Source organism: Cupriavidus sp. FW305-27 (assembly GCF_058787995.1).
The window spans coordinates 1-775 of record NZ_JBYTAG010000139.1; the positions used below are offsets into that span (position 1 = coordinate 1).

1 rRNA gene is annotated in these 775 nt (G+C 51.0%); it reads right to left on the bottom strand.

The features are described from left to right. A 23S ribosomal RNA gene (locus AC3WRI_RS32900) occupies positions 1-539 on the bottom strand; the annotation flags it as partial. Between the last annotated feature and the right edge of the window lie 236 nt (positions 540-775).

The window sequence follows — 775 nt, forward strand, 5'->3', positions numbered from 1 at the left end:
GGCTCCGACTGTTTGTATGCATGCGGTTTCAGGATCTATTTCACTCCCCTCCCGGGGTTCTTTTCGCCTTTCCCTCACGGTACTGGTTCACTATCGGTCGATCACGAGTATTTAGCCTTGGAGGATGGTCCCCCCATCTTCAGACAGGATTTCACGTGTCCCGCCCTACTTGTCGTACACCTAGTTCCACAATCGTGTTTTCGCATACAGGGCTATCACCTGCTAGGGCCGGGCTTTCCATCCCGTTCTGCTAACACCACTGCTAAAGAGTACAAGGCTCTTCCCATTTCGTTCGCCACTACTTTGGGAATCTCGGTTGATTTCTGTTCCTGCAGCTACTTAGATGTTTCAGTTCGCCGCGTTCGCTTCCCACACCTATGGATTCAGTGTGGGATGACCCATTCGGGCCGGGTTTCCCCATTCGGACATCTCCGGATCAAAGCTTGTTTGCCAGCTCCCCGAAGCTTTTCGCAGGCTACCGCGTCCTTCATCGCCTGTGATCGCCAAGGCATCCACCACATGCACTTGTTCGCTTGACCCTATAACGAGTGTGTCTCGATTGCTCGAAACCTCGCTACAGGATGAGTTCTCGCATTTGTGCCGTATTCCAAGTCATCTTTCGATCACTTAAATACATTTTGGTTGATACAATCACAACCCGGTATCGCGTCTTGTACTGCAGCGTCTCATCAACGCTCGCGCGACACCTTTACTACATCCCATATTTTTAAAGAACAGCCGATCTTGCGATCGCTTGGCAATGCCAAATGGAAAC